This is a genomic window from Pantoea sp. ANP04 (assembly GCF_041982285.1).
Taxonomy (GTDB): domain Bacteria; phylum Pseudomonadota; class Gammaproteobacteria; order Enterobacterales; family Enterobacteriaceae; genus Pantoea; species Pantoea eucalypti.
In genome coordinates, this window is record NZ_JAUTYS010000005.1 from 183,067 (window position 1) to 202,649 (window position 19,583).

15 protein-coding genes are annotated in these 19,583 nt (G+C 55.6%); 14 read left to right on the top strand and 1 reads right to left on the bottom strand.

The window, feature by feature from the left end:
- Positions 1–4 precede the first annotated feature (4 nt).
- From cmk to Q7C21_RS09470, 10 genes are all read left to right on the top strand, one after another.
- Complete coding sequence (gene cmk / locus Q7C21_RS09425) at positions 5–691, top strand: (d)CMP kinase (protein WP_008925844.1); 687 nt, start codon at positions 5–7, stop codon at positions 689–691.
- Positions 692–799: 108 nt separating this feature from the next.
- A complete protein-coding gene (rpsA, locus tag Q7C21_RS09430; protein WP_003849352.1) occupies positions 800–2,473 on the top strand; it encodes a 30S ribosomal protein S1 in 1,674 nt (557 codons plus the stop codon).
- 82 nt (positions 2,474–2,555) lie between these two features.
- Positions 2,556–2,840 (top strand): integration host factor subunit beta, encoded by a 285-nt coding sequence (gene ihfB, locus Q7C21_RS09435; RefSeq protein WP_003849360.1) that lies wholly within the window; start codon positions 2,556–2,558, stop codon positions 2,838–2,840.
- A gap of 204 nt (positions 2,841–3,044) precedes the next feature.
- Positions 3,045–5,300, top strand: coding sequence for a DNA internalization-related competence protein ComEC/Rec2 (locus Q7C21_RS09440; RefSeq protein ID WP_375150644.1), 2,256 nt, complete (start codon positions 3,045–3,047; stop codon positions 5,298–5,300).
- A gap of 34 nt (positions 5,301–5,334) precedes the next feature.
- Positions 5,335–7,083: a lipid A ABC transporter ATP-binding protein/permease MsbA gene (msbA, locus tag Q7C21_RS09445; protein ID WP_003849365.1), complete on the top strand. Its 1,749-nt coding sequence runs from the start codon at positions 5,335–5,337 to the stop codon at positions 7,081–7,083.
- Complete coding sequence (gene lpxK / locus Q7C21_RS09450; RefSeq protein ID WP_140033564.1) at positions 7,080–8,066, top strand: tetraacyldisaccharide 4'-kinase; 987 nt, start codon at positions 7,080–7,082, stop codon at positions 8,064–8,066. Before msbA ends, lpxK begins: the two co-directional genes overlap by 4 nt.
- A gap of 39 nt (positions 8,067–8,105) precedes the next feature.
- Positions 8,106–9,320 (top strand): winged helix-turn-helix domain-containing protein, encoded by a 1,215-nt coding sequence (locus Q7C21_RS09455; RefSeq protein ID WP_375150645.1) that lies wholly within the window; start codon positions 8,106–8,108, stop codon positions 9,318–9,320.
- Between the two features lie 105 nt (positions 9,321–9,425).
- A complete protein-coding gene (locus Q7C21_RS09460; RefSeq protein ID WP_003849374.1) occupies positions 9,426–9,608 on the top strand; it encodes a Trm112 family protein in 183 nt (60 codons plus the stop codon).
- Positions 9,605–10,354 (top strand): 3-deoxy-manno-octulosonate cytidylyltransferase, encoded by a 750-nt coding sequence (kdsB, locus tag Q7C21_RS09465; protein WP_003849376.1) that lies wholly within the window; start codon positions 9,605–9,607, stop codon positions 10,352–10,354. The genes Q7C21_RS09460 and kdsB overlap by 4 nt, the downstream gene beginning before the upstream one ends.
- 111 nt (positions 10,355–10,465) lie before the next feature.
- Positions 10,466–11,359: a phosphotransferase gene (locus Q7C21_RS09470; RefSeq protein WP_078804226.1), complete on the top strand. Its 894-nt coding sequence runs from the start codon at positions 10,466–10,468 to the stop codon at positions 11,357–11,359.
- Here the strand turns inward: Q7C21_RS09470 and elyC are convergent.
- Positions 11,339–12,121 carry an envelope biogenesis factor ElyC gene (elyC, locus tag Q7C21_RS09475; RefSeq protein WP_003849380.1) on the bottom strand — a complete coding sequence of 261 codons (783 nt, stop codon included), beginning with the start codon at positions 12,119–12,121 and terminating at the stop codon, positions 11,339–11,341. The two genes, Q7C21_RS09470 and elyC, sit on opposite strands and share 21 nt — an antisense overlap.
- Before the next feature lie 125 nt (positions 12,122–12,246).
- Here elyC and cmoM point away from each other — a divergent pair, with 125 nt between their 5' ends.
- Genes cmoM through mukB form a run of 4 tightly spaced genes read left to right on the top strand, consistent with a single transcriptional unit; the run spans position 12,247 to position 19,541 of the window.
- A complete protein-coding gene (cmoM, locus tag Q7C21_RS09480) occupies positions 12,247–13,032 on the top strand; it encodes a tRNA uridine 5-oxyacetic acid(34) methyltransferase CmoM (protein WP_008925851.1) in 786 nt (261 codons plus the stop codon).
- Entirely contained in the window at positions 13,029–14,351 is a 1,323-nt protein-coding gene (gene mukF, locus Q7C21_RS09485) for a chromosome partition protein MukF (RefSeq protein WP_003849384.1), read from the top strand. Before cmoM ends, mukF begins: the two co-directional genes overlap by 4 nt.
- Positions 14,332–15,057, top strand: a complete 726-nt coding sequence (gene mukE, locus Q7C21_RS09490) for a chromosome partition protein MukE (protein ID WP_375150646.1) — start codon at positions 14,332–14,334, stop codon at positions 15,055–15,057. The genes mukF and mukE overlap by 20 nt, the downstream gene beginning before the upstream one ends.
- Positions 15,054–19,541: a chromosome partition protein MukB gene (mukB, locus tag Q7C21_RS09495; RefSeq protein ID WP_140033561.1), complete on the top strand. Its 4,488-nt coding sequence runs from the start codon at positions 15,054–15,056 to the stop codon at positions 19,539–19,541. The genes mukE and mukB overlap by 4 nt, the downstream gene beginning before the upstream one ends.
- The last annotated feature ends 42 nt before the right edge of the window (positions 19,542–19,583 follow it).

Here is a 19,583-nt window from a genome sequence, read left to right on the forward strand (position 1 = left end):
AATAATGACAGTAACTGCCCCGGTCATAACTATTGATGGGCCAAGTGGAGCGGGAAAAGGAACACTGTGTAAAGCGATGGCAGAATCGCTGCAGTGGCATCTGCTGGACTCCGGTGCTATTTATCGCGTGCTGGCATTAGCCGCGTTGCATCATCAGGTCGACATCGAATCTGAAGAAGCGCTTGTGCCGATTGCTGCACACCTCGATGTGCGCTTTGTGTCACAAAATGGTGACATGCAGGTCATCCTTGAAGGTGAAGATGTTACCGGTGAAATCCGTACTCAGGAGGTCAGCAACACCGCGTCACGTGTTGCCGCGTTTCCACGGGTGCGCGAAGCGTTATTACGCCGCCAGCGCGGTTTCCGCGAGCTGCCGGGATTAATTGCTGATGGACGAGACATGGGCACCGTGGTTTTCCCGGAGGCGCCAGTGAAAATTTTCCTGGATGCCAGTCCGGAAGAACGTGCTCAGCGCCGTATGCTACAGTTGCAGGACAATGGCTTTAATGTTAACTTTGACCGCCTTTTAGCCGAGATAAAAGAACGCGACGACCGCGATCGCAACCGCGCAATCGCACCTTTAGTAGCCGCTGGCGATGCACTGGTTCTGGACTCTACCGAGATGTCTATCGATCAAGTCATCGAAAAAGCGCTACACTATGCCCGCGAGAAGCTGGGTATTACGGCTTAACTGAATTTATCACCCTGTACCATGGATCAGGTGCCGGGCATGTGAAACAACCCCATCCGACATGAAGTCAGATGGACGTTAAATTGAAGAATCCTGAAGATTATCAATATGACTGAATCTTTTGCTCAACTATTTGAAGAATCCTTAAAAACAATCGAAACCCGCCCGGGTTCTATCGTTCGTGGCATCGTCGTTTCTATCGACAAAGATGTCGTTCTGGTTGATGCGGGTCTGAAATCTGAATCTGCAATTCCTGCAGAGCAGTTCAAGAACGCAGCCGGCGAACTGGAAATCCAGGTAGGCGACGAAGTTGATGTTGCTCTGGATGCAGTGGAAGACGGCTTCGGTGAAACCCTGCTGTCCCGTGAGAAAGCGAAGCGCCATGAAGCATGGATCACGCTGGAGAAAGCTTACGAAGACGCTGAAACTGTTACCGGTGTTATCAACGGCAAAGTTAAAGGCGGCTTCACAGTTGAGCTCAACGGTATCCGTGCGTTCCTGCCAGGTTCACTGGTAGATGTGCGTCCGGTGCGCGATACGCTGCACCTGGAAGGCAAAGAGCTTGAATTCAAAGTGATCAAGCTGGATCAGAAACGCAACAACGTCGTGGTTTCACGTCGTGCGGTTATCGAATCCGAAAACAGCGCAGAGCGCGATCAGCTGCTGGAAAACCTGCAGGAAGGCATGGAAGTTAAAGGTATCGTTAAGAACCTCACTGACTACGGTGCATTCGTTGATCTGGGCGGCGTTGATGGCCTGCTGCACATCACTGACATGGCATGGAAACGCGTTAAGCATCCAAGCGAAATCGTTAACGTGGGCGACGAAATCACCGTTAAGGTGCTGAAGTTCGACCGCGAGCGTACCCGTGTTTCTCTGGGTCTGAAGCAGCTGGGCGAAGATCCATGGGTTGCTATCGCTAAACGCTATCCGGAAGGCACCCGCCTGACCGGTCGTGTTACCAACCTGACTGATTACGGCTGCTTCGTGGAAATCGAAGAAGGCGTTGAAGGTCTGGTACACGTGTCTGAAATGGACTGGACTAACAAAAACATCCATCCGTCTAAAGTTGTTAACGTAGGCGATGTTGTTGAAGTTATGGTTCTGGACATTGACGAAGAGCGTCGTCGTATCTCCCTGGGTCTGAAGCAGTGTAAATCTAACCCATGGCAGCTGTTCGCTGAGACGCACAACAAAGGCGATCGTGTTGAAGGTAAAATCAAGTCAATCACTGACTTCGGTATCTTCATCGGCCTGGATGGCGGCATCGACGGTCTGGTTCACCTGTCTGACATCTCCTGGAACGCGACTGGCGAAGAAGCCGTTCGTGAGTACAAAAAAGGCGACGAAATCGCTGCCGTTGTACTGCAGGTTGATGCAGAGCGCGAGCGTATCTCTCTGGGCGTTAAACAGCTGGCAGAAGATCCGTTCAACAACTACATCACTTTGAACAAGAAAGGTGCCATCGTCACCGGTAAAGTGACTGCAGTTGATGCTAAAGGTGCTACAGTTGAATTAGCAGACGGCGTTGAGGGTTACCTGCGCGCTTCTGAAGCTTCACTGGACCGCATTGAAGATGCAACTCTGGTTCTGAACGTTGGCGACGACGTTGAAGCTAAGTTCACTGGCGTTGATCGTAAAAACCGTGTCGTAAGCCTGTCCGTCCGTGCGAAAGACCAGGCTGATGAGAAAGAAGCTATCAATACTGTTAACACCAAACAGGAAGAAGGCAATTTCTCTAGCGCTATGGCTGAAGCGTTCAAAGCGGCTAAAGGCGAGTAATCGACCTGAAGCACCGGGTGGGCAACCACCCGGTTTCGGTAAAAGCTGTCATACATTCCTGTAGGGATAAACCGGAGGTTACATGACCAAGTCAGAACTGATCGAAAGACTGGCGGGACAGCATACTCATATACCGGCGAAAGTCGTTGAGGATGCAGTCAAAGAGATGCTTGAGCACATGGCCACTACGCTGGCACAGGGCGAGCGCATCGAAATCCGGGGATTCGGCAGCTTTTCTTTGCACTATCGCGCTCCGCGTACTGGACGTAACCCGAAAACGGGTGACAAAGTGGATCTGGAAGGTAAATACGTTCCCCACTTTAAGCCAGGCAAAGAGCTGCGCGATCGCGCAAACATCTACGGCTAAGCCGATACCGAACCCAATAAACGACATCTCCGGATGTCGTTTTTTTTTGCCTGCGATTCAGGCTGAGCACTGATATCCAGATTACAGTCGTCAACACTGCAAGGCCGCATTCTGTTTGTGAGGTCGCTCCAGCCTGCCTGATTGTTCCCTGTTAGTTTCACCTCAATTGCCCAGAATAATCGAACTGAAACAATGGATACGATTATGCTGACATGGACCGTTCTGGCGCGACTGGTGATCGTTGCAACATTACCGCTATTGCTGATGGCCCAACTGCCCTCAGGTAAGATGATGGTGATGCTGGTACTGATGGGCCTCGCTCTGCTCCATTGCCGTTACCCATCCGTTCGCTGGACCGGTATTACGCTGCTGTTGCTGGCATGGGCTTTTAACGATGCCCGTCTGATGGTGCGGGATATTGAACAGCTCTCCGTACGTCCCGCCACCTTTACGCTTGAGATCAGTGAACTGCGGAAAGAGAGAAAGCAAATCCGGGTTCGGCTGCTGGAAGAAGAGAGCAGAATGATATTCCCTCCCCGCTATGCCTGGCTTTATTTCGATACTGATCCGGAAACTTATTGTCCGGGACAACGCTGGACGATGCGACTTCGTTTGAGACCAGTCCATGCTCGTCTCAATGAGGGCGATTTCGATGCGCAGCGTTTTGCTCTGGCTAATAATACGCCGCTCCAGGGCAGGATCCTTAATCAGGTTGCCGTTAGCGAACAGTGTAATGGACGCTGGCGATTTATTTTATGGCATCGCGACAGGACCCACTCCATGCCTGCACGTGCCACGCTGGAGGCACTCTCCTTTGGCATCAGGGATGAAATGAGCCAGCAGACTCGCCAGTTACTTCGGGATACTGGTACTGCGCATTTAATGGCGATATCGGGCATGCATATCGCCCTGGCCGCCAGCACCGGCTGGATCATTACGCGTGGGGTGCAATTTATCCTGCCAGCCCGGCGTATCGGCTATCTCCTTCCGCTTATCGTAAGCTGGCTATTTGCTGCAACCTATACCTGGCTCTCAGGAGCACAGCCTCCCGCAGCGCGTGCATTGCTGGCCCTGACGCTGTGGGCAATAACACGGTTTGCAGGTGTACAGCTCAATAGCTGGCAGGTCTGGACCTTCTGTATTGCATTGCTGCTGGTGACGGATCCGCTGACCGTTTTGTCTGACAGTTTCTGGCTCTCGGTACTGGCTGTAGGCATGCTGCTGGTCTGGTACCACTGGTTTCCCTTGCCTGCACGATTCCGTCATCAAAAGCGATGGATTCCGGTACTACTGCTGCATTTGCAGGTGGGCATGATGATTTTAATGGTGCCGTTGCAGGTAGCGATATTCAACGGGATCAGCCTGACCGCACTGCTGGCAAATCTGGTGGCAATTCCGGTCATCTCGTTCATTACCATGCCATTGATAACGTTTGCTTTGCTGCTGCCGATAGCGCCTGTATCGGGCTTCTTCTGGGGGGCGGCCGATCTTTCTGTGCGTGCACTGTTTCATTGTCTGGCTTTACTGCCGCCAGGATGGTGGCCGCTGAGTGGCACAACCTGGTTTACGATTATGGTATGGGGAAGTCTGATTCTCTGGCGTGCGCAGTTCTTCTTTTCTTTGCCATTGAGCAGCTTTGTGTTGGCGCTGGCGATGATATGGAGTCGCCAGTCCCATCAGGAGCCGGGCTGGCGCATCGATATGCTGGATATCGGGCACGGATTAAGCCTGGTGATCAGTCAGGGCAAGGAGGCGGTGATGTATGACACAGGGCCGCGCTGGCAGAACGATAACGCGGGGAGTCGGGTAATCATTCCATGGCTGGAGCGCAAACAGTTACGGTTAAAACAGATCATCCTGAGTCATAAACATCTCGATCATACCGGCGGACTGGAGGCGATTACGCAACGCTGGCCAGCGGTAGAAGTCAGAAGCGCGCTGGCAGAGAAAACGCATTTACCCTGCGTACGCGGCACGCAGTGGCGCTGGCGGCAACTCCACTTTCAGGTAGTCTGGCCGCTAACGGCACCTTTGCCGGGTGACAATAACGATTCCTGTGTGGTAATCGTTGATGATGGTCAGGTCCGGCTGATGTTAACCGGCGATATTGAAGCGAAAGCGGAACGTCAGTTGGTGGCGCTGGAAAAGCAGGGGCTGAAGGTGGATATTCTGCAGGTACCGCATCACGGCAGCCGTACCTCGTCGACCTCATTGCTGCTGCGCAAAACCGGCGGACATACCGCGATTGCCTCGCTCGCACGCTACAATGCATGGCGTATGCCCGCGAAAAGTGTTCTGGAAAACTATCGAACAGCCGGTTTTACATGGCTGGATACGGGCCAGTCAGGACAAATCAGTATCAGGGTAGAGCAGGGCAGCGTGCAGGTTTACACCCTACGGGAACAATTAATGCCCCGTTGGTATCATCAGTGGTTTGGCGTCAAACGCGAATCCAGGTAGAATGGCCGGCTATTTCCAACAGCGTGAATAAATAATGCATCAAGATAAAGATCTCTCTACGTGGCAGACGTTTCGCCGACTCTGGCCGATGATCGCGCCTAATAAAGCGGGATTAATTGCGGCTTCAGTCGCCCTGATTATCAATGCTGCGGGCGACGCCTTAATGCTCTCACTGTTGAAACCATTACTGGATGATGGTTTTGGTAAAGCTGACAGGTCGGTGATGCTATGGCTGCCGTTAGTGGTCATTGGCCTGATGCTGGTACGCGGCGTGACCAGTTATATCTCCAGCTACTGCATCTCCTGGGTCTCAGGCAATGTCGTGATGAATATCCGCCGTCGGCTGTTCAGCCATATGATGGGAATGCCGGTTTCATTCTTTGACCAGCAGTCGACCGGCACCCTGTTGTCACGCATTACTTACGATTCCGAGCAGGTCGCCTCCTCTTCTTCCGGCGCGCTGGTGACGGTGGTGCGTGAAGGTGCTTCCATTATTGGCCTGTTTGTTATGATGTTCTACTACAGCTGGCAGCTGTCGTTGATCCTGATTGTTCTGGCACCCATCGTCTCATTTGCGATCCGTACTGTTTCAAAGCGTTTCCGCACCATCAGCAAAAGTATGCAGAACACCATGGGTCAGGTGACAACCAGCGCTGAGCAGATGCTGAAAGGTCACAAAGAAGTGCTGATTTTTGGCGGTCAGGAAATCGAATCGGAGCGCTTTTCCCGCGTCAGTAACCGTATGCGTCAGCAGGGAATGAAGCTGGTATCAGCATCCTCCATTTCTGATCCCATTATTCAGCTCATCGCATCGCTGGCACTGGCGTTTGTACTTTATGCCGCGAGCTTCCCAAGCGTCATGGATACGCTGACCGCCGGGACGATTACCGTGGTCTTCTCCTCGATGATTGCCCTGATGCGCCCGCTTAAGTCTCTGACCAACGTTAATGCCCAGTTCCAGCGTGGCATGGCGGCCTGTCAGACGCTGTTCTCTATTCTGGACAGTGAGCAGGAAGTGGACAATGGCACACGCGAAATGACCCGGGCGAAAGGCGATATCGAATTCCGTGATGTGACCTTTACCTATCCGGGCCGTGATATTCCGGCACTGCGTAATATCAATCTGTCACTGCCAGCAGGAAAAACGGTGGCGCTGGTGGGCCGTTCAGGTTCTGGTAAGTCGACGATGGCGAGCCTGCTGACCCGCTTTTATGACATTCAGCAGGGCGAAATCCTGCTGGACGGACATGACCTGAGAGAGTACAGCCTGCGTTCGCTGCGTAATCAGGTCGCGCTGGTGTCGCAGAATGTGCATCTCTTTAACGACACCATTGCCAATAACATCGCTTATGCGCGGAGTGAGCAGTATAGCCGTGCAGAGATCGAGCAGGCAGCCACCATGGCGCATGCCATGGACTTTATCAATAAGATGGATAAAGGCCTGGATACAGTGATTGGCGAGAATGGCGTGCTGCTATCTGGCGGTCAGCGTCAGCGTATCGCCATTGCCCGCGCACTGCTGCGTGATTGTCCGATTCTGATCCTGGATGAAGCGACCTCTGCGCTGGATACTGAGTCAGAACGCGCCATTCAGTCTGCACTCGATGAGTTGCAGAAGAACCGTACTTCGCTGGTGATTGCGCACCGTCTCTCAACCATTGAGAAAGCGGATGAAATCGTGGTCATTGAAGATGGTCAGATTGTTGAACGCGGTACGCATCAGGTGTTGCTGGCAGAACGCGGTGCCTATGCACAACTGCATAAGATGCAATTCGGCCAATGATTGAACGTATCTGGAGTGGTCGCTCACCGCTATGGCTACTGCTATGGCCATTCAGCCTGCTGTATGGTGCGATCACGGCCCTGATACGTTTCAGTTACAGGCGTGGCTGGCGTAAAAGCTGGCGCGCGCCTTTGCCGGTCGTGGTGGTGGGTAACCTCACTGCCGGCGGCAACGGAAAGACGCCGGTGGTGATCTGGCTGGTTGAGGCGTTGCAGCAGCGCGGCCTGCGTGCTGGCGTCGTCTCCAGAGGGTATGGCGGCAAGGCGGATCAGTATCCCTTGCTGGTCACCGCACAGACCAGCACGGAACAGGCCGGTGATGAGCCGGTTTTAATCGCTCAGCGCACCGGGGCGCCGGTCGCGGTGGCGCCCAGAAGGCGACAGGCGATTGAAGCATTACTGCAACAGGGCTCGCTGGATGTGGTCATCACTGATGACGGCCTGCAACATTACGCCCTGCAGCGCGATCGCGAGATCGTGGTGGTGGATGGCGTACGCCGCTTTGGCAATGGCTGGTGGTTGCCCGCAGGTCCGATGCGCGAACGCGCTTCTCGTCTGCGGCAGGTTGATGCCGTCATCATCAACGGTGGCGACGCGCAGCCCGACGAGATTGCCATGCAGCTTCAGCCCGGGCTGGCCACCAATCTCCTGACCGGGGAAACCTGTCCAGCTGAGCAACTGGGTGCGGTAGTTGCGATGGCCGGTATAGGCCATCCTCCCCGTTTTTTCACCACGCTGAAAAAGCAGGGCATCACGCCAGTTGCAGAGATCGCCTTTGCCGATCATCATGCCTACAGCGAGGATGAGCTGACCCGATTACTCCAGACAGGCCAGCAGCTGTTGATGACCGAAAAAGACGCGGTGAAATGCCGCGACTTTGCTCAGCCTGACTGGTGGTATCTGCCGGTCGATGCTCACCTGACCGGTAAATCCGTCACGCCATTACTGGCTGATATTGAACAACTCTGTCGCCGCACGCTCTGATACCCGCACCCATTCAGGTGATGCCTGATAAGGAAGAGGATGAACAGCCCGCATTCACTTTCGTTACAGCAAGCACGTCACCTTCATCTCGCCGCGCAGGGCCTGCTGCGTGCGCCGGCAAAACGCGCGGTGTATCAGGATCTGATCAACTGCATCTCCCGCATGTCGCTGCTCCAAATCGATACCATTCATGTGGTGGCCCGCAGTCCCTATCTGGTGCTGTTCAGTCGCCTGGGTAATTATCCTCAGGCATGGCTGGAGAAGGCGCTGGCGCAGGGTGAACTCTTTGAATACTGGGCGCATGAAGCCTGTTTTATTCCCCGCGCCGATTACAGACTGCTTCGTCATCGCATGTTGTCGCCTGAACGTCTGGGCTGGAAATACAACGCGCAATGGGTTGCTGACCACCAGCAGGCGATTGCTGAACTATTGCAGCAGATCCGGGAAAATGGCCCGGTGCGCGCCGCCGATTTTACGCACGCCGATAACCCGAAGTCAGGCTGGTGGGCATGGAAACCGCACAAACGTCATCTGGAAAATCTCTTCAGCGCCGGTGAGCTGATGGTCGCAGAACGCCGCAATTTTCAGCGCGTCTACGATCTGCGCAGCCGCGTAATGCCTGACTGGCAGGATGAACTGCATGGTATCAGCGAAGCCGAAGCGACCCGTCAGATGCTGATGAACAGCGCCCGCAGCTTAGGGGTTTTCCGCGCGGCCTGGCTGGCGGATTACTATCGCCTGAAGCGGACACCCGTAAAAGACTTTATCGCTGACGCCGAGGCTGCGGGCGATCTGGTCGCCGTCAATACAGAGGGTCTGGGCGAGATGTGGCTGCATCGTGACCTGCTGCCGTTGCTGGAGACGCCGCTGCAGGCGACGCACAGCACAGTGCTTTCTCCGTTTGATCCGGTGGTCTGGGATCGCAAACGCGCGCTTGAGCTGTTTAACTTCGACTACCGTATCGAGTGCTATACCCCCGAGGAGAAGCGCAAGTTTGGCTATTTTGTGTTGCCCATCCTCCATCGCGGGCAAATAAAAGGCCGGCTTGATGCCCGTATGCTGCGTCAGTCAAAACAGCTGGAGATTAAAAAACTCTGGCTGGAAGAGAAAACCCGTGTCACGGCGCGTTTTGCAGCAGATATCCGGCGCGCGATTGAACGCTTCGCAGCCTGGCAGGGCGCAGAAAGCGTCGCCATCCTGCAGGTACCCGATGCGCTTAAAGCGCACTGGCCAGCCCTGTGGACGCTGGATTAATCAAATTTTCGGCAGCCGCTGTGGGATGGTGTTTTACTCCATCCCGCATACGCCGCGCTATGGTATGCTTGAACCCTTACGCATTCGGTCCCTGATGGAGGACATATGGATCACCGTTTACTCGAAATCGTTGCCTGCCCGGTGTGCAATGGCAAACTCTACTTCAACAATGCACAGCAGGAGCTGATCTGCAAACCTGATGGCCTGGCCTTCCCGGTTCGTGACGGCATTCCGGTGCTGCTGGAAACGGAAGCCCGCACGCTCTCCGTCGAAGAGATTCATCCATGAGTTTTACGGCCATCATTCCTGCGCGTTATGCGTCAACCCGCTTACCGGGCAAGCCACTGCTTGATATCCATGGTAAACCGATGGTCGTGCATGTGATGGAGCGCGCCCGTGAATCGGGTGCCAGCCGTGTCATCGTTGCTACCGATCATCCTGACGTGGCAAAGGCCGTCGAGGCGGCAGGCGGCGAAGTCTGCATGACGCGCGCCGATCACCAGTCCGGCACGGAGCGGCTGGCGGAAGTGATCGAAAAATATCAGTTTGCCGATGACGAAATCATCGTCAACGTCCAGGGCGATGAGCCGATGATCCCGGCAGAGATTGTGCGTCAGGTGGCGACCAATCTGGCGGGGTCAGCAGCGGGCATGGCGACGCTGGCGGTGCCAATTACGGATGCGGAAGAAGCTTTTAATCCGAATGCGGTGAAAGTGGTCATGGATGTGAATGGCTACGCGCTCTATTTCTCACGGGCTACCATTCCGTGGGATCGTGAACGCTATGCAGCCTCGCGCGAGCAGATCGGTGACACGCTGCTGCGGCACATTGGCATCTACGCTTATCGTGCCGGTTTTATTCGCCGCTATGTTGCCTGGGCGCCTTGCCCTCTGGAACAGATTGAGCTGCTCGAGCAATTGCGCGTTTTGTGGTACGGCGAGAAAATTCATGTCGCCGTGGCGAAAACCATCCCGAGCGTGGGTGTGGATACGCCAGACGATTTGCAACGTGTTCGTATTGCCATGCAGGCCTGACAAGCGGGGAGCCTGTCTCCCCGTTTCAGCACCACGTTATTGATCCGCCGCTAAACTTATGGCCAACACTTCCTTCAGGATAGGGTGATATTCATCTGAGGAGGATGCCGCATGGAACAGCTTAAATCAGAACTCACGCTGGCGCTGGGTGAAACCATCAGCCGCCTCGAAATGATCAGTGAACATCCACCCACCCGGCTCTATGCGTTATACAATCGTGACGGCCTTCCTATGCCAGTGGTGGCGAAATATTTTCGTCACCAGGGCAGGGCGGCGATGGAAGCCAGAAAACTGGCGTTGCTGGGGCAGGCCGGGCTGGTCGCCGTACCCGCGGTCTATGGTCTGGTGCTGAGCCAGCAGCCGCCAGTGCATGAAATGCTTCTGATGGCGCGACTGAATGGTGTGACGGCGGAAGCACCGGCGCGGGATGCTCAGCGCTGGCAACAGTTCTGCGAACAGGTCGTCGAGGGACTGCTGGCCTGGCACCGGCTTGATAGCCACGGCCTGGTCGGCACAGTGGACAGCACGCAGCAGAACCGCTGGCCCGCCTGGTATGCACAGCGGGTTGAAGTGTTGTGGGCGATCCTGAGCTATCTGCGTCCACCCACCTTTACCCTGGACGATCGCCAGGTGCTGTTCCGCTGCCGCGCGCGACTGGCGCATCTGTTTCGCGGCTTCGATGATCCCTGCGTGATGGTTCATGGCAACGTGCGGCTGCAGAGCATGCTGAAAAACAGCCGCAGTGACCAGTTAATCGCGATGACACAGCCCGGCACGATTCTCTGGGCACCGCGTGAATATGACCTGATCCATCTGGATGCATCGCCAGCCGAAACGGCGCTACTGCATCATTACCTGCAACGGGCGCCGGTCTCAGAGGGTTTTATCTGGCGTCGGTGGGTTTATCAGCTGTGGGACTGCATCGACACGCTTATCCAGACCGGCACCTTTGATCGGCCGCGCTTTGACCATGCTCGCGCACAGTTACTTCCCTGGCTCGGCTGAGCCATCCTCGGTTTTCAGCCGTTGCAATAACGTGCCCAGCGTTTCATAAACGGCACGTTCGCTGTGACTTAGCCAGATCGATGACGGTATGGCCCGTTCCCAGCCATTCAGCGGTGAGGTAATCGCAAGCTGATTGGCGGGCGCGGCAATGGGCTTCAACCCGACCGCGTGGAAAAAGCGTATTGCCCGTGGCATATGATTCGCGGAGGTCACCAGCATTAGCGGGCGATTGCCTGCCACAGTTTTAACTGCCTGCGCTTCGTCTGCGGTATCGCGTGGCTGGTCAAGGATCTGAATATGTTCGTGAGGAACGCCCAGACTTTCCGCCACCTGTGCCGCTACCCAGGCGCTGCTCTTCGGATTGGTGCCGCCCGCTGCACCGGTAAAAATCAGGGTCGACTGCGGATTACGCCGCCACTGGCGCACACCCTCTGCCACGCGTGGCAGGCTGTTATTCAGCAGGTTCGAGCTGGGCGCCCATCCCGGATTAAAGGTATAGCCTCCACCCAGTACCACAATATAGTCCACCTTCTCTGCGCCGTTCCAGGTCGGATAGCGGCTGTCCAGTGGCAGCAGCAGACGATCCGCCAGCGGCTGCAGACTCAGCAACAGAAGGAGCAGCCAGCTGACCGAGATCACGGTTTTGCCGCTTTTCTGCCAGCCAGTAAACCAAACCAGTAAAATACCAAGCGCCATCAACAAAAGCAGAAACGGCAGGGGTAAAAGCAGCCCGCCAATGACTTTTTTCAGGGTAAATAACATCAAAAATGCGTCCTGTTGTCCGAAAATAGAGCACCCGGAAGGGAAGATGGGGATGAAAGGTTCATTCTTCTGGTGCCTGTGACAAAATAGCATAAGTCTCACCGCAGCATACCGGAGCGCATGCCATGCAGGATCGTAACTTTGACGATCTCGCGGATAAATTTTCGCAAAATATTTACGGCACCACTAAAGGGAAAATACGGCAGGCCATTCTTTGGGACGAGCTGGAGAAGATTCTGCCCGATCTGTCGTCACACCCGCTGTCGGTGCTGGACGCGGGCGGCGGTATTGGCCAGGTCTCCAGCGGGCTTGCGGCACAGGGCCATCAGGTTCTGCTGTGCGATCTCTCTGGTGAGATGCTACGCCGGGCAGAGGAAAATGCGGTGTCGCAGGGTGTGAGCCATAACATGCAATTCAGACAAATTAGCGCTCAGCAGGTGGGCGAACATTTGGATAAGCCGGTGGATCTGGTATTGTTCCACGCTGTGCTTGAATGGGTCGCTGAACCGGAGACGGTGCTGAAAGCGCTGTTCGATCTGCTGCGTCCAGGAGGCGTCATGTCGCTGATGTTTTACAATCTGCACGGCCTGACACTGCGCACCTTAACGCTGGGTAATTTCGGCTATCTGCGCACCAATCTGACCAAACGCAAAAAGCGAACGCTGTCGCCTGATTATCCGCGCGACCCTGAACAGGTTTATCGCTGGCTGGAGGCGTGTGGTTTTGTGATTGAACAGCGTGCCGGGATCCGGGTATTCAGTGATTACATGAAGCCGCCGAAGGGCGAACCAAAAAGCGACGACGAAATTATTGAGATGGAGCGGCGTTACTGCCGTCAGGAACCCTTTTTGAGCTTAGGGCGTTACATCCACGTGACCGCGCGTAAACCCGGGCAGAAGGACGAATTATGAGTGAATTTTCCCAGACGGTACCTGAACTGGTCTCCTGGGCGCGCAAAAATGACTTTTCCCTTGCGCTGCCAGTGGAACGTCTGGCCTTTTTGCTGGCTATCGCCACCCTTAATGGTGAGCGGATGGATGGCGAAATGAGTGAAGGCGATCTGATTGATGCATTCCGTCACGTCAGTAAAGCTTTCGAACAAACCCACGAAACCGTGTTGGTTCGCGCCAACAACGCCATCAATGACATGGTGCGACAGCGCCTGCTTAACCGCTTTACCAGCGAACTGACCGAAGGCAATGCTATCTATCGCCTGACGCCGCTGGCCATCGGCATCACTGACTATTACATCCGTCAGCGAGAATTTTCGACGCTGCGCCTGTCTATGCAGCTGTCGATTGTGGCCAATGAACTTAAGCGAGCAGCCGATGCGGCGCAGGAAAACGGCGACGAGTTCCACTGGCATCGCAATGTTTTTGCGCCGCTGAAATATTCGGTGGCGGAGATCTTCGACAGCATTGATATGACCCAGCGTCTGATGGATGAACAGCAACAGGCGGTGAAAAACGATATTGCTGAACTGCTGAACAAAGACTGGCGCGCGGCTATCTCCAGCTGTGAAATGCTGCTTTCCGAAACGTCAGGGACATTGCGTGAACTGCAGGATACGCTGGAAGCTGCGGGCGACAAACTTCAGGAAAACCTGCTGCGGATTCAGGATGCCACGCTGGACAGCCCGGACCTGGGCTTCGTCGATAAGCTGGTGTTTGATCTGCAAAGCAAACTCGACCGGATTACCAGCTGGGGCCAGCAGGCGATCGACCTGTGGATCGGCTATGACCGCCACGTCCATAAATTCATCCGTACCGCCATCGACATGGATAAGAACCGCGTCTTTGCGCAGCGCCTGCGGGTATCAGTACAGAATTACTTCGACGCGCCCTGGGCGCTGACCTACGCCAACGCCGACCGTCTGTATGACATGCGTGATGAAGCGCTGACGCTGCGGAATGACGAAGTGATGGGCGAACTGCCGCCGGAGATGGAATACGAAGAGATCAACGAAATTCGCGAACAGCTGGCAGCGATGATTGAAGAAGCGCTGCAGGTCTATAAATCGCAACAAAAACCGCTCAACCTCGCGTCAGTGATGCGCGACTACCTGGCCCAGTATCCACGCGCCCGCCATTTCGATCTGGCACGCATTGTGGTGGATCAGGCGGTGCGCCTTGGCGTAGCAGAAGCTGATTTAGCCGGTTTGCCTGTGGAATGGCAAGCCATCAATGATTACGGAGCCAAGGTGCAGGCACATGTCATCGACAAATATTGAACAAGTGATGCCGGTTAAGCTGGCACAGGCACTGGCCAACCCGATTTTTCCCGCGCTGGATAGCCAGTTACGCGCCGGACGTCATATCGGTATCGAAGAGCTGGATAACCACGCGTTTCTGATGGACTACCAGTCGTTTCTCGAAGAGTTTTACAGCCGTTATCACGTTGAGTTGATTCGTGCGCCGGAAGGCTTTTTCTATCTGCGTCCGCGTTCAACGACGTTGATTCCGCGTTCCGTGCTCTCTGAGCTGGACATGATGGTCGGGAAGATTCTTTGCTATCTCTACCTCAGTCCGGAACGCCTTGCCAATGAAGGGATTTTTACCCAGCAGGAGCTCTACGACGAGCTGCTCTCGCTGGCGGACGAGAATCGCCTGCTGAAGCTGGTTAACCAGCGTTCCACCGGTTCGGATCTGGATCGCACCAAACTGCAGGAGAAAGTGCGCACCTCTCTGAGCCGTCTGCGCCGTCTGGGTATGGTGTGGTTTTACGGTAACGACAGCAGCAAATTCCGCATCACTGAATCCGTGTTCCGCTTTGGTGCCGACGTGCGCAGCGGTGATGACGCCCGTGAAGCGCAGCTTCGCCTGATTCGTGATGGCGAAGCCATGCTACTGGAAAACGCAACAGCACCGGTCGACACCGACGAAGGTGACGGTCAGGAAGGCGACGCGAGTGAGAACGCAGAGGAAGAACAGGCATGATTGAGCGCGGAAAGTTTCGTTCGCTTACGCTGATCAACTGGAACGGCTTTTTTGCCCGTACTTTTGATCTCGATGAATTAGTGACCACGCTGTCAGGCGGTAACGGTGCGGGTAAGTCCACCACCATGGCGGCATTTGTGACCGCGCTGATCCCCGATTTAACATTGCTGCACTTCCGTAATACCACCGAAGCGGGCGCAACGTCGGGATCACGTGACAAAGGTCTGCACGGGAAGCTGCGGGCTGGCGTCTGTTACTCCATGCTGGATGTCGTGAATTCACGCCATCAGCGTGTGGTGGTCGGTGTCCGTCTGCAACAGGTCGCCGGACGCGATAAAAAGGTCGATATTAAACCTTTCAGTATCCATGGCCTGCCAACCGATACCAACCCGACCGATATGCTGACGGAAGTGCTTAACAGCCGTCAGGCACGCGTATTGCCGCTGAATGAGGTGAAAGAGCGGGTTGAGGCGCAGGAAGGCGTACAGTTCCGCGCTTATAACTCGATCACCGATTATCACGCCATGATGTTTGATCTGGGCGTGGTGCCGCGACGTCTGCGTTCTGCCAGCGATCGCAGCAAGTTTTATCGCCTGATTGAAGCCTCACTGTATGGCGGTATCTCCAGCGCCATCACCCGATCGCTGCGTGATTACCTGCTGCCTGAAAACAGCGGCGTGCGTAAAGCGTTTCAGGATATGGAAGCGGCGCTGCGCGAAAACCGCATGACGCTGGAGGCAATCCGCGTTACCCAGTCTGACCGCGATCTCTTTAAGCATCTGATCTCCGAGGCGACCAGCTACGTTTCGGCTGACTATATGCGCCACGCCAACGAGCGTCGGGGGCATCTCGACAGTGCGTTACAACTGCGCAGTGAGCTGTTCAGCAGTCGCAAGCAGCTCGCCACCGAGCAGTATCGTCATGTTGAGATGGCGCGCGAACTGGCTGAGCACAGTGGCGCAGAGAATGATCTCGAAGTCGATTATCAGGCCGCCAGCGATCACCTGAACCTGGTGCAGACGGCGATGCGTCAGCAGGAGAAGATTGAGCGTTACGATGCCGATATCGAAGATCTGACGTTGCGTCTGGAAGAGCAGACCGAAGTGGTCGCCGAAGCGCGTGAAATTCAGGAAGAGAATGAAGCGCGTGCCGAAGCCGCTGAGCTGGAAGTGGATGAGCTGAAAAGTCAGCTGGCCGATTTCCAGCAGGCACTCGACGTGCAGCAAACCCGCGCCATCCAGTATCAGCAGGCCTTGCAGGCGCTGGAACGCGCCCGCACGCTCTGCCAGCTGCCCGATCTGACCATCGACAATGCCGCTGAATGGCAGGAAAGTTTCCAGGCCAAAGAGGAAGAGGCGACAGAACGCCTGCTGCGTCTGGAACAGAAGCTGAGCGTCGCGGAAGCGGCACACAGTCAGTTCGAACAGGCGCTGGCGCTGGTGACCAGCATTGCCGGTGATGTGTCCCGTCAGGATGCCTGGCAAACCGGTCGCGAACTGCTGCGTGATGCCAGCAATCAGCGTCATCACGCTGAACAGCTCTCATCGCTGCGTCTGCGTCTCAATGAGCTGGAACAGCGCCTGCGCGAACAGCATGAGGCGGAGCGTCTGCTGGCCGAGTTCTGCAAGCGCCAGGGGCAGCATTATGAAGCCGATGCGCTGGCTGGCCTGCAGCAGGAACTGGAAGCACAGATTGAACAGCTGAACAGCAGCGTCTCGGACGCAGGTGAGCAGCGCATGATGATGCGTCAGGAGCTGGAACAGCTGCGTGAACGCATCACCAGCCTTACCGCCCGTGCGCCACACTGGCTGGCGGCGCAGGAGATTCTGACGCAGCTCAGCGAACAGACTGGCCAGGCGCTGAACAGCAGCCAGGACGTCACCGAATATATGCAGCAGCTGCTGGAGCGTGAGCGTGAAACCACCGTCGAGCGCGACGAAGTGGCCGCACAAAAACGCGATATCGAGCAGCAGATTGAACGACTCAGCCAGCCAGGCGGTGCGGAAGATGCGCGACTGACCCAGCTGGCAGAACGTTTTGGCGGCGTCTTACTGTCTGAAATTTATGATGATGTCACACTGGATGATGCGCCGTACTTCTCCGCACTCTACGGTCCGTCACGTCATGCGATCGTGGTGCCGGATCTGTCACGTGTTCGTGAGTTGCTGGACGGGCTCGAGGATTGCCCGGAAGATCTCTATCTGATCGAAGGTGATCCGCAGTCGTTCGATGACAGCGTCTTCAGCGTGGATGAGCTGCAGAATGCGGTGGTTGTGAAGGTAGCTGAGCGTCAGTGGCGCTATTCCCGCTTCCCGAAAATACCGCTGTTTGGCCGTGCTGCGCGTGAAAATCAGCTGGAGCTGCTGCATCTTGAACGCGACAAGCTGGCCGAACGCTACGCGACGCTGTCGTTTGACGTGCAGAAAACGCAACGTCTGCATCAGTCGTTCAGCCGTTTTATCGGCAGTCATCTGGCCGTGGCGTTTGACGCTGACCCGGAAGCGCAGATCCGTCAGCTGGGCGCGCGCCGTGCTGAACTGGAACGGGCGCTGAATCAGCACGAGAGCAATAATCAGCAGCAGCGCCAGCAGTATGAGCTGGCGAAAGAGGGCGTGTCACAGCTAAACCGACTGCTGCCACGCGTTAACCTGCTGCTGGACGATACGCTGGGCGATCGTTGCGAAGAGATTCGTGAGCAGGTCGATGCGGCGCAGGATGCGGCGCGCTTTCTGCATCAGCACGGCGCGAAACTGGCGAAACTTGAGCCAATTATCGCCGTGTTGCAGAGCGACCCGGAACAGCACGAGCAGCTGCAGGCGGATTATCAGCAGGCACAGCAGCAACAGCGTAATGCGCGTCAGCAGGCCTTTGCCCTGACCGAAGTGGTGCAGCGTCGCGCCCACTTCAGCTATGACGACTCAGCCAGCATGCTCAACGGCAATAATGACCTAAGCGATAAGCTGCGTCAGCGTCTGGAGCAGGCTGAAGGTGAACGTAGTCGCAGTCGTGATCGCCTGCGTGAACATCAGGCGCAGCTGACACAATACTCGCAGGTGCTCGCCTCGCTGAAAAGCGCCTATGACGCGAAACGCGACATGCTGAAAGAGCTGCAGCAGGAAATGCAGGACATTGGCGTCCAGGCTGACAGCAGTGCAGAAGCGCGCGCGCGCGTTCGTCGTGACGAGCTGTACACAGCACTCAGTCACAACCGTGCCCGCCGCAATCAGCTGGAGAAACAACTCACTTTCTGCGAAGCGGAGATGGATAACCTGCAGAAGCGACTGCGTCAGCTGGAGCGTCAATATCATCTGGTGCGGGAGCAGGTGGTCAGCGCCAAAGCGGGCTGGTGTACCGTACTGCGTCTGGTGAAAGAGAATGGCGTTGAGCGTCGTCTGCATCGCCGTGAACTGGCCTACCTGAGCGGCGATGAACTGCGCTCGATGTCGGATAAAGCATTGGGTGCGCTGCGTCTGGCGGTAGCGGATAACGAACATCTGCGCGACGTGCTGCGGTTGTCGGAAGATCCAAAACGTCCGGAACGTAAGATTCAGTTCTTTATTGCGGTTTATCAGCATCTGCGTGAGCGTATCCGTCAGGATATTATTCGTACTGACGATCCGGTCGAAGCGATTGAACAGATGGAAATCGAACTGAACCGTCTGACCGAAGAGCTGACGGCACGTGAGCAGATGCTGGCGATCAGTTCGCGCAGTGCGGCCAATATCATCCGTAAAACAATCCAGCGCGAACAGAATCGCATCCGTCAGCTCAACCAGGGCTTGCAGACCGTCAGCTTTGGTCAGGTGCACAGCGTGCGGCTTAACGTGAATGTGCGTGAAACGCATGCCATGCTGCTGGACACACTGTCGGAGGAGCACGAGCAGCATCAGGATCTGTTTAACAGTAATCGCCTGACCTTCTCCGAAGCGCTGGCGAAGCTTTATCAGCGTCTTAATCCGCACATCGACATGGGGCAGCGTACGCCGCAGACCATCGGCGAGGAGCTGCTGGACTACCGCAACTATCTGGAGATGGAAGTGGAAGTTAACCGGGGTTCTGATGGCTGGCTGCGTGCAGAGAGCGGTGCGCTCTCAACCGGTGAAGCGATTGGTACCGGTATGTCCATTCTGGTGATGGTGGTGCAAAGCTGGGAAGAGGAGTCCCGTCGTCTGCGCGGCAAAGACATTTCGCCATGCCGACTGCTGTTCCTTGATGAAGCGGCCCGTCTGGATGCCCGCTCCATCGCCACGCTGTTTGAACTGTGTGAACGACTGGAGATGCAACTGGTGATTGCCGCGCCAGAGAACATCAGCCCTGAGAAAGGCACGACCTACAAACTGGTGCGTAAAGTGTTTAATAACACCGAGCATGTGCATGTGGTTGGCCTGCGTGGTTTTGCTGCGGATCCTTCGCCGGTGCGTGCGGGAAGCGAAGCCGATGCATTGCCCGATTTAACGGCTGAAAAATCACAGGCGGAAACGTAGTCAAAAACTGAACCATTCGTTAATCTGGTTACGGCATTTGTC